This is a genomic window from Desertihabitans aurantiacus, assembly GCF_003344635.1.
GTDB lineage: Bacteria > Actinomycetota > Actinomycetes > Propionibacteriales > Propionibacteriaceae > Desertihabitans > Desertihabitans aurantiacus.
Genome location: NZ_QPKK01000153.1, coordinates 1 through 9546, shown reverse-complemented (window position 1 = coordinate 9546; position 9546 = coordinate 1). Strand labels below are relative to the sequence as shown.

Here is a 9546-nt window from a genome sequence, read left to right as displayed (position 1 = left end):
GGTGACGCCGGTATCACCTCGAACCGGCGGGGTGGCGGGTGGGAGGGGAGAGGGGGAGGGGCAGGGGGTCAGAGGGTCAGATGACGTGGGGGTCGTCGGAGTCGCCGACCAGGGGCAGCCCGCGGGCCTGCCACTCACCCATCCCGCCGGCCACGTTGACTGCGGTGTAGCCGGACTGGTTGAGCCAGGCGACGGCCCGGGCCGAGCGCCCGCCGCTGCGGCAGATGACGTACAGCTGCTCCTCGGCCGGCAGCTCGCCGTAGCGCTCGGCCAGCTCGGTGACGGGCAGGTGCTGGGCCCGTTCGGCGTGCCCGGCGGCCCACTCGTCGTCCTCGCGCACGTCGACCAGGCGCGCGTCCTCGGGGATCTCGTCGATGTTCACGGTGGGGACGTCCATGACGGCGAGGCTACCCCGCCCGCCTCCGCCCCGGCCCGGGTGCGTTGACGGCGGGCGGCGGGGGCGAGGAGGATCCGCCCGTGCGCACCATCGGGCTGCTGGGCGGGATGAGCTGGGAGTCGACCGCGGAGTACTACCGGCTGGCCAACGAGCTGGTCCGCGACCGGCTCGGTGGGCTGCACTCCGCCCGCCTGGTGCTCGTCTCGGTGGACTTCGCCGAGATCGAGGTGCTGCAGGTGCAGGGGGAGTGGGAGCGCGCCGGGGAGCTGCTGGCCGGGCACGCCCGCTCGCTGCAGGCTGCCGGCGCGGAGCTGGTGGTGCTGTGCACCAACACCATGCACAAGGTGGTGGGGGCGGTGGAGGCGGCGGTCGACGTCCCCGTGCTGCACATCGGGGACGCCACCGCGGCGGCGGCGCACGCGCAGGGGCTGACCCGGCTCGGCCTGCTGGGCACCGCCTTCACCATGGAGCAGACCTTCTACCGCGACCGGCTGGCCGCCGCCGGGCTGGAGGTGCTGGTGCCCGACGCCGCCGACCGCGCCACCGTGCACCGGATCATCTACGAGGAGCTGGTGCTCGGCGTGGTCACCGAGGAGTCGAGGGCGGCCTACCGGGAGGTGATCGGCCGGCTGGTGGCTGCGGGCGCGGACGGCGTCGTGCTGGGCTGCACCGAGATCGAGCTGCTGGTCGGGCCCGACGACAGCGCGGTGCCGGTGCTGCCGACCACCCGGATCCACGTCGAGGCGGCTGTGGAGCAGGCACTGCGCTGACGCGCGGTGGGCACCGCCGCCGGGTCGGGGCCCGGAGGTGGCACCCTTTCCCGAGCACCCACCGTCGTGACCTCGAGGAGCCCCTGATGAGCCGATTCCCCGCCGACTTCGTCTGGGGCACCGCCACCGCCGCCTACCAGATCGAGGGCGCGGTGGCCGAGGACGGCCGCGGCCCCAGCATCTGGGACACCTTCGCCGCCACCCCCGGCGCCGTCGTCGACGGCAGCACCGGCGAGGTGGCCTGCGACCACTACCACCGGGTCGAGCAGGACGTCGCGCTGATGCAGCAGCTCGGTGTGGACGCCTACCGGTTCTCGATCGCCTGGCCGCGGGTGCTGCCCACCGGCACCGGCCAGGTCGAGCAGCGCGGGCTGGACTTCTACCGCCGGCTCGCCGAGACCTGCCTCGACCGGGGCATCACCCCGTGGGCGACGCTCTACCACTGGGACCTGCCGCAGCCGCTGGAGGACCGCGGCGGCTGGCTGTCCCGCGACACCGCGGAGGCCTTCGCCGAGTACGCCGCGCTCACCCACGACGCGCTCAAGGACGTCATCGGGCACTGGATCACCCTCAACGAGCCGTGGTGCTCGGCCTTCCTCGGCTACGGCAACGGCGTGCACGCCCCGGGCCGCACCGAGGGCGTCGGCTCGGTCCACGCCGCCCACCACCTGCTGCTGGGCCACGGGCTGGGGCTGCAGGCGATGCGCGCCAACGGCGGGCACGACCAGCAGCTGGGGCTGACGGTCAACCTGTACTCGGTGCGTCCCGCCTCGGACTCGGTGGTGGACGCCGAGGCGGTCCGCCGCCAGGACGGGCTGGGCAACCGGCTCTTCCTCGACCCGGTGCTCACCGGCGCCTACCCCGCCGATGTGCTGGCCGACACCGGCACCACCGACTGGTTCGCCGAGCGCGCCGACGACCTGGCCGCGATCTCGGCCCCGGTCGACTTCCTGGGCATCAACTACTACAGCCGGCACACCGTCGCCGGACCCGAGGACGGGGTCTTCGCCGACCCGACCCGGGCCACCGCCAGCTGGGGCAGCGAGAACGTCCGCACCGTCGACACCGGGGCGGCGAAGACCGACATGGGCTGGGAGATCCACCCCGACGGGCTGGTCGACGTGGTCGCGATGGTGCACGAGCGGGCGCCCGGACTGCCGGTGCACATCACCGAGAACGGCTCCGCCTGGCCCGACGAGGTCGGCCCGGACGGCACGGTGGCCGACCACGACCGGGTCGCCTACCTCCAGGCCCACCTGGACGCCGCCGCGCAGGCGGTCGGGCAGGGCATGGCGCTGCGCGGCTACTTCTGCTGGAGCCTGATGGACAACTTCGAGTGGGCCTTCGGCTACTCCAAGCGGTTCGGCATCGTGCACGTCGACTACGAGACCCAGCAGCGCACCGTCAAGCAGAGCGGCTGGGCCTACCGCGACGCGGTCGCGGCCGCCCGCGGCTGACGCCCGTCAGGCTGCGTCCTCGCGCTGGTCGGCCGCCGGGGCGGTCGGTGCGGGACGCGGTCCGGCCTTGCGCCCGGCCAGCACGGCGAGCCCGACGGCCAGCGCGACGGTGACCCAGATCGCGTAGCGGTCGACCAGCAGCACCACGTCGACCGCGTGCTGGCCCAGGCCGTAGCCCAGCCCGGCGACCAGGGACGTCCAGATCAGGGCGCCGCCGAGGTGGGCGGCCAGGAAGACGCTGAGCCGCATCCGTGCCCAGCCGGCCGCGACGTAGACGATCGCCGCCGGCACGAAGGGCAGCTCCCCGGCCAGCACCGCCACCCGCACCCACCACGGGTTCGCCCGGCGCAGCCGCTCGGCGAGCTGGCGCTGACGCGGGTGCGGGGCGAGCAGGTTGACCACCCGGTCGCCCCAGCGCCGGCCGGCCAGCCAGAACAGCCAGCCGAACTTGGCACTGCCGACGACACCGGCGACTATCACGAGCCAGAGCGGCGCCTCACCGATGCGGGCGAAGGCGGCGGCCGCCCCGATCGCGGCGTTGGAGCCGGTGAGCAGCTCGAGCAGGATCGGGTGGCGGGCGATCAGCAGCGGCTTGAGCGGGGTCAGCGCCAGCATCAGCGCGGGCACCACCAGCAGCGCACCGAGCAGCAGCTGGTCGGTGCGCGTGGCGCGCCCCTGCCAGGGCTTGAGGTCGGCCAGGGTCTGCGGCGCACCCGACGGGGCGCCGGGGATGCCCTCGGGCTGGGCCGGAGGGGAGGACGGGGAGTCCGCAGCGGTCATGGGCCCCATCCTGGTCGCGGAGGGCAGGGTTCGACCGGTGTCAGGTGTCACGACCTGCCCCACACGCCGTCACGCCGGGGACGGGGAGGTCTCCCGGCCGGGCGGGAGACCGGGACCGGGCGCCCGTAGGGTGGCGGCATGCCGGTCTGGGACCAACAGCTGCTGCGGGCGGCGCTCGCGGGTGGTGCCGTCACCTCGGCGGTGCGGATCCGGCCGGCGGTCGGCGCACGCCAGGCGGCGGTGCTGGTGCTGCTGGGCCCGGCCGGCCAGGACGACCTCGACGTCACCCTGGTGGAGCGCGCGAGCACGCTGCGCCACCACGCCGGCCAGATCGCCTTCCCCGGCGGCGCCCGGGACGCCGACGACCCCAACCTCATCGTGACCGCGCTGCGCGAGGCCGAGGAGGAGATCGGCGTGGCGCCGGAGGAGGTGGAGGTGCTCGGCGAGCTGGGCGCGGTGCACGTCGAGGTCAGCCGGTTCGACGTGACCACCGTCGTCGGCGCCTGGGCCGGGGACCGGACGCTGACATCGCGCGACCCGGGCGAGGTCGCGGCCGTGCACCGGGTGCCGCTGTCGGTGCTCACCGACCCCGCCACCCGGGTCACCGCCGTCCATCCCCGGGGCTACCGCGGCCCGGCGTTCGTGGTCGACGACCTCTTCGTCTGGGGCCTCACCGCCCACCTGCTCGACGCCGTCCTCGACCTGGCCGGCTGGCAGCAGCCCTGGGACCACGGGCGCCGACGCGAGGTGCCCCAGCGCTTCCTGGTCGACAGCGGCCGCGGTCCGAGGACCGCGTGAGGAGCATCGACGCGGGCCGCCCCGGGAGGCGCACCACCCGGCTGCGGGTCTTGCCCGACGCCCCGGACTCCTGGCCGGTCGGCGACGCCGCCCGGGTCGTCCCGGTGGTGGACGGGCCGCCGGCGCGACCGGCAGCCCGACGGCTGTTCACCTGATCGACACCTCGCGTTCGGGGGGCCGCCGGGTGCAGGGTGCGGAGGTTCTCCTAGGTTCGTCCGTGGCCCGAACCCCACTGGAGGAGAACTCGATGCCCTCGTCATCCCGGCGCGTCCTCGGCGCGCTCACCGGGGCTGCCCTGGTCGGCGGTCTGTCGCTGACCGGTGTGGTCAGCCCCGCGGCGGCCGCCCCGGCCACCGACCTGTTCTTCAGCGAGTACGTGGAGGGCAGCAGCAACAACAAGGCCCTGGAGATCTACAACGGCACCGGTGCCGCGGTGGACCTGTCGGGCTACGCGGTGCAGGTCGCCTTCAACGGCAGCGCCACGCCGAGCCTCACCCTCGCCCTCGAGGGCACCCTGGCCGTCGGCGAGGTGCACGTGGTGGCCGCGTCCGGCGCCGTCCCCGCCGTCCTCGCCGAGGCCGACCAGACCACCGGCTCCGGGCTGTGGAACGGCGACGACGCCGTGCTGCTGGTCCACGACGACGCGGTGGTGGACTCCCTCGGCCAGCTCGGCGTCGACCCCGGCTCGCAGTGGGGCAGTGGCGACGTCTCCACCGCCGACAACACGCTGCGCCGGCTGCCCTCGGTCTGCGCCGGCGACACCACGCCCGGCGACGCCTTCGACCCGGCCACGAGCTGGGCCGGCTTCACCACCGACACCTTCGACGGCCTCGGCGCGCACACGTCCGACTGCGCCGGCGACCCCGGTCCCGACCCGGACCCCGATCCGGAGCCGGAGCCGGAGCCGACGGTGTGCGGTGAGCCGGCCACCGCGGTCGGCGAGGTGCAGGGCAGCGGCGACGTCTCCCCGGTGGCCGGCGAGGAGGTGACGGTCGAGGGCACCGTGGTCGGTGACTTCCAGACCGGCGGGTTCAACGGCTTCTACCTGCAGGACGCCGGCGACGGCGACGCGGCCACCTCCGACGGCGTGTTCGTCTACGGCGGCGGCGCGCCCGCGGTCGAGTCCGGCGACACCGTCCGGGTTCAGGGCGCGGTCTCGGAGTACTTCGGGATGACCCAGATCACCGTCGCCGAGGCCGAGGTCTGCGCCACCGGCGGCGCGCTGCCCGAGCCGGTGGCCCTGGAGCTGCCGCTGGAGCCGGGTGAGGCCGAGGCCCACGAGGGCATGTACACCACCTGGCCGCAGGACCTGGCCATCGCGGAGTTCTTCAACTACGGCCGCTACGGCGAGATCGTGCTGAGCAACGGGCGCCAGCACCAGCCCACCGCCGTCTTCGAGCCGGGCTCGCCGGAGGCCGAGGCGCTGGCCGCGGAGAACCTGGCGAACCGGATCACCCTGGACGACGGCCGCAGCAGCCAGAACCCGGACCCGGCGATCCACCCGAACGGCGAGGAGTTCACCCTCGACAACCGCTTCCGCGGCGGTGACCTCGTCACCGACGCCACCGGCGTCCTGGACTACCGCTTCGACCTGTGGCGGGTCCAGCCCACCGAGGGCGCCACCCACACCGCCGCCAACCCGCGCCCGGACGTCCCCGAGGTCGGCGGCACCACCACCGTGGCCTCGTTCAACGTGCTGAACTACTTCACCACCCTGGGCAGCCGCGGGGCGGACACGCCGGAGGAGCTCGACCGGCAGGAGGCCAAGATCGTCGCCGCGCTGGCCGCGATGGACGCCGACGTGTTCGGTCTGATCGAGATCGAGAACAACGGCGGTGAGGCCGTCGACAGCCTGGTCGCGGCGCTCAACGAGGAGGTCGGCGCGGGCACCTACGACGCGGTCGACACCGGCGTCATCGGCACCGACGAGATCACCACCGCCCTCATCTACAAGCCGGCCGAGGTGACTCCCACCGGGAGCTTCGCCACGCTCACGAGCGAGGACGACGTCCGCTTCCTCGACGAGTACAACCGGCCCACCCTGGCCCAGACCTTCACCGACAACTCCACCGGCGGCGCGGTCACCGTGGCCGTCAACCACCTGAAGTCGAAGGGCTCGGACTGCGAGGCCGCCGGCGACCCGGAGGACCCGGACGGCCAGGGCAACTGCAACCAGGTGCGCACCAACGCCGCCCGGGCGCTGGCGGACTGGCTGGACGCCGACCCGACCGGCACCGGTGTGGAGGAGGCGCTGATCATCGGCGACCTCAACTCCTACGACCACGAGGACCCGATCACCGCCCTGGAGGAGGCCGGCTGGACCGACCTGCTGCTGCGTGACCAGGGCGAGCTGGCCTACTCCTACGTCTTCGACGGCCAGCTCGGCTACCTCGACTACGCCCTGGCCAACGAGGCGCTGGCCGAGAAGGTGACCGAGGCCGCGGACTGGCGGATCAACGCCGACGAGCCGAGCCTGCTCGACTACGACATGACGTTCAAGGCGCCCGCCCAGGACGCCCTGTTCGCCCCCGACCCGTACCGCAGCTCCGACCACGACCCGGTGCTGGTCGGGATGGAGCTCGCGGCCCCCGACACCACCGCTCCGGAGCTGGAGCTCAGCGCGAGCCCGGAGAGCATCTGGCCGCCCAACAACAAGGGCGTCCTGGTCGAGGTCGACGCGCGCGCCACCGACGACTCCGGTGAGGACGTCACGGTCGAGCTGGTCTCGGCCGAGGCCGAGGGCCGCCGCGCCAGCGTCAAGACCTACGACGACGGGCGCAGCTTCCGCGTCATCGCGGCCCAGGGCGCGGTCTACACCTTCACCTACGAGGCCACCGACGCCGCCGGGAACACCACCCGGGAGTCGGTGTCCGTGGAGGTCACCCGCGGCTGAGCACCGGCCACACCTCGGGTGGGACATCCCGCTGCGACTGCGCAGCGGGATGTTCTCCGTCCGGGCTCGCGCCGCTGAGTAGGTTGGCGCCATGATCCCCGCCACCACCTCCGTCTCCCGCCTGGCCGCGCTCCGCTCGATGGGCGACGAGGAGGGGCTCGACCTGCTGGTGATCGGCGGCGGGGTGACCGGGGCCGGGGTGGCGCTGGACGCGGCCACCCGCGGGCTGCGCACCGGGATCGTGGAGATGCAGGACTGGGCCTCGGGGACGTCCGGGCGCTCCAGCAAGCTCGTCCACGGCGGGATGCGCTACCTCTACAACCTCGACTTCGCCCTGGTGCAGGAGGCGCTGCGCGAGCGCGGGCTGCTGCTCAGCACCATCGCCCCGCACCTGGTCAAGGCCCAGCCGTTCCTCTGGCCGCTGCGCACCCCGGTGGTGGAGCGGTCCTACAGCGCGCTCGGCGTCGGCCTCTACGACGCGATGTCGGCCCTGGGCAACCTCACCCTGCCCGGCGACCGCGGCGCGGCGGCGGTGCCCACCCAGAAGCACTACTCACGCAAGCAGACCCTGGAGCAGTTCCCCGACCTGCGCCCGGAGCACCTGACCGGTTCGATCCGCTTCTTCGACGCCCGGGTCGACGACGCCCGCCTGGTGCTCGGGCTGGTGCGCACCGCGGTGTCCTACGGGGCGCTGGCCGCCACCCGCGCCCAGGCGACCGAGCTGCTGCGCGAGGGCGAGCGGATCGTCGGGGCGGTGGTCACCGACCTGGAGACCGGGGAGACCCACCGCGTCCGCGCGAAGCACGTCGTCAACGCCACCGGGGTGTGGACCGAGGAGGTCGAGTCGCTGGCCCGCGAGGGCGGCGGGCTGCAGGTGCTGGCGTCCAAGGGTGTGCACCTGGTGGTGCCCCGGGACCGGATCCGCGGCGACGCCGGGCTGTTCCTGCGCACCGAGAAGTCGGTGCTCTTCGTCATCCCGTGGCAGCACTACTGGGTGATCGGCACCACCGACACCCCGTGGAACGGCCCGCTGCGCCACCCGATCACCACCCGCACCGACATCGAGTACGTGCTGGAGCAGGCGAACAAGGTGCTGGCCAGCGACCTCACCGCCGACGACATCATCGGCACCTGGGCCGGGCTGCGCCCGCTGCTGCAGCCCAAGGACAGCGCGCCGGGGGAGTCGGCCAAGATCTCCCGTGAGCACACCGTGGCCGAGGTCGCCCCGGGCATGGTGTCCATCGCCGGCGGCAAGCTCACCACCTACCGGGTGATGGCCCGCGACGCGGTCGACTTCGCCCTCGGCCCCGAGATGGCCCGGCAGTGGCCCTCGATCACCGAGAAGATCCCGCTGGTGGGGGCGGTCGGGCTCGAGGCGGCGGGACGCTACCTGGCCCGGGTGGCGCCAGGCTACGGCTGGGACGCCGACCGCGTGGAGCACCTGCTCTCCCGCTACGGCTCGGAGGTCGGCACGCTGATCGACCTCATCGAGGAGGACCCCTCGCTCGCCGCGCCCCTGCCCAGCGCCCCGGTGTACCTGGGGGCGGAGGTGGCCTTCGCGGTGCGCTACGAGGGCAGCCTGCACCTGGAGGACATCCTGCTGCACCGGCTCCGGATCGACCACGAGCAGCGCGACCGCGGGCTGGGGGCGGTCGACGACGTGCTGGCCATCGCCGTCCCGCTGCTGGGCTGGGACGCCGACCGGCAGGCCGCCGAGGTGAAGGCCTACGAGGCCCGGCTCGCCGGCATCCGCGCCGGTGAGGCCGAGGCCGACGACGAGGCCGCCGTGGCCGCCCGCCACACCGCCGAGGACCTCATCCCCATCCGCACCCTCCGCCGCGTCAACCGCTGAGCGGCGCCCCGCGGCAGGACCCGACGCAGCGCGGTGCGCCGACGCCGACCCAGGCGCCCTGAGCCGGTCGAAGGGCGGGGCGGGAGCGCTCCTCCCCGGCTCTGGGCACCGACTCCCACCCCAGCGCCCTACGCCTGTCGAAGGGCGGAGAAGGCGCGCTCGCCGGCTCTGGGCACCGAACCGGACCCCAGCGCCCTGAGCCTGTCGAAGGGCGGGGACCAGGGAGCCGCTCGGCATCCGCCCTTCGACGAGCTCAGGGCGTTGGGTCGGGCCAGCCGGGCAGCGTCGCCTGGAGCCGGGCGTCGTGGGGTCGTGCTCGGCTCGACCGCCCGCGTCAGACCCCGAGGTCGAGCCCTGACAGCCAGCCGGTGAGCGCCTCGGCGAGCGGCTCCGGCGCCTCCTCGGGGAGCCAGTGCCCACCCTCGAGCCGCACCGCTCCGTCCGGCGCGCGCGGCAGCAGCCGGTCGTCCGACCCCGCCAGCCGGAGCGTCGGCACGTCGGGGTACCCGGCGACCGGCCGTGGCTGGGAGTGCCGCAGCGGCGCCACCGCCCGCTGCGGACCGGGCCAGCCGGCCAGCCCGACCCGGCAGGGGGCGTCG

Annotated in this window: 9 protein-coding genes; 6 read left to right on the top strand and 3 right to left on the bottom strand. The window is 74.3% G+C overall.

Annotated elements, in window-relative coordinates; translation table 11 throughout:
* Window positions 1-76: 76 nt before the first annotated feature.
* Window positions 77-397, bottom strand: a complete 321-nt coding sequence (locus DVA66_RS12730; protein ID WP_114560427.1) for a rhodanese-like domain-containing protein — start codon at window positions 395-397, stop codon at window positions 77-79.
* Window positions 398-477: 80 nt separating this feature from the next.
* On the opposite strand from DVA66_RS12730, the gene DVA66_RS12725 reads away from it, so the two are divergent.
* Together DVA66_RS12725 and DVA66_RS12720 are read left to right on the top strand one after the other, a co-directional pair.
* Window positions 478-1167, top strand: a complete 690-nt coding sequence (locus DVA66_RS12725; RefSeq protein ID WP_114560426.1) for an aspartate/glutamate racemase family protein — start codon at window positions 478-480, stop codon at window positions 1165-1167.
* An 86-nt stretch (window positions 1168-1253) separates the two neighbouring features.
* Complete coding sequence (locus DVA66_RS12720) at window positions 1254-2624, top strand: GH1 family beta-glucosidase (protein WP_114560425.1); 1371 nt, start codon at window positions 1254-1256, stop codon at window positions 2622-2624.
* 6 nt (window positions 2625-2630) lie between these two features.
* Here DVA66_RS12720 and DVA66_RS12715 read toward each other — a convergent pair whose 3' ends face one another.
* Window positions 2631-3404 (bottom strand): DedA family protein, encoded by a 774-nt coding sequence (locus DVA66_RS12715; protein ID WP_114560424.1) that lies wholly within the window; start codon window positions 3402-3404, stop codon window positions 2631-2633.
* Window positions 3405-3542: 138 nt separating this feature from the next.
* Here DVA66_RS12715 and DVA66_RS12710 point away from each other — a divergent pair, with 138 nt between their 5' ends.
* The 4 genes from DVA66_RS12710 to DVA66_RS12700 all read left to right on the top strand — a co-directional run bounded on the left by DVA66_RS12710 (window position 3543) and on the right by DVA66_RS12700 (window position 8947).
* Entirely contained in the window at window positions 3543-4202 is a 660-nt protein-coding gene (locus DVA66_RS12710; protein ID WP_114560423.1) for an NUDIX hydrolase, read from the top strand.
* Entirely contained in the window at window positions 4199-4357 is a 159-nt protein-coding gene (locus DVA66_RS20940) for a hypothetical protein (protein WP_157973980.1), read from the top strand. The genes DVA66_RS12710 and DVA66_RS20940 overlap by 4 nt, the downstream gene beginning before the upstream one ends.
* A 92-nt stretch (window positions 4358-4449) precedes the next feature.
* Window positions 4450-7095, top strand: a complete 2646-nt coding sequence (locus tag DVA66_RS12705; protein WP_114560422.1) for an ExeM/NucH family extracellular endonuclease — start codon at window positions 4450-4452, stop codon at window positions 7093-7095.
* 91 nt (window positions 7096-7186) lie between these two features.
* Window positions 7187-8947 carry a glycerol-3-phosphate dehydrogenase/oxidase gene (locus DVA66_RS12700; protein WP_114560421.1) on the top strand — a complete coding sequence of 587 codons (1761 nt, stop codon included), beginning with the start codon at window positions 7187-7189 and terminating at the stop codon, window positions 8945-8947.
* A 334-nt stretch (window positions 8948-9281) separates the two neighbouring features.
* Here DVA66_RS12700 and DVA66_RS12695 read toward each other — a convergent pair.
* Window positions 9282-9546: alpha/beta fold hydrolase (locus tag DVA66_RS12695; protein WP_198671723.1), on the bottom strand; the 265-nt coding region annotated here is incomplete at its 5' end.

Coding starts and splice junctions, on each gene's coding strand:
- DVA66_RS12730 (WP_114560427.1), bottom strand. CDS start 397: ATGGACGTCCCCACCGTGAACATCGACGAGATCCCCGAGGACGCGCGC.
- DVA66_RS12720 (WP_114560425.1), top strand. CDS start 1,254: ATGAGCCGATTCCCCGCCGACTTCGTCTGGGGCACCGCCACCGCCGCC.
- DVA66_RS12715 (WP_114560424.1), bottom strand. CDS start 3,404: ATGACCGCTGCGGACTCCCCGTCCTCCCCTCCGGCCCAGCCCGAGGGC.
- DVA66_RS12710 (WP_114560423.1), top strand. CDS start 3,543: ATGCCGGTCTGGGACCAACAGCTGCTGCGGGCGGCGCTCGCGGGTGGT.
- DVA66_RS12705 (WP_114560422.1), top strand. CDS start 4,450: ATGCCCTCGTCATCCCGGCGCGTCCTCGGCGCGCTCACCGGGGCTGCC.
- DVA66_RS12700 (WP_114560421.1), top strand. CDS start 7,187: ATGATCCCCGCCACCACCTCCGTCTCCCGCCTGGCCGCGCTCCGCTCG.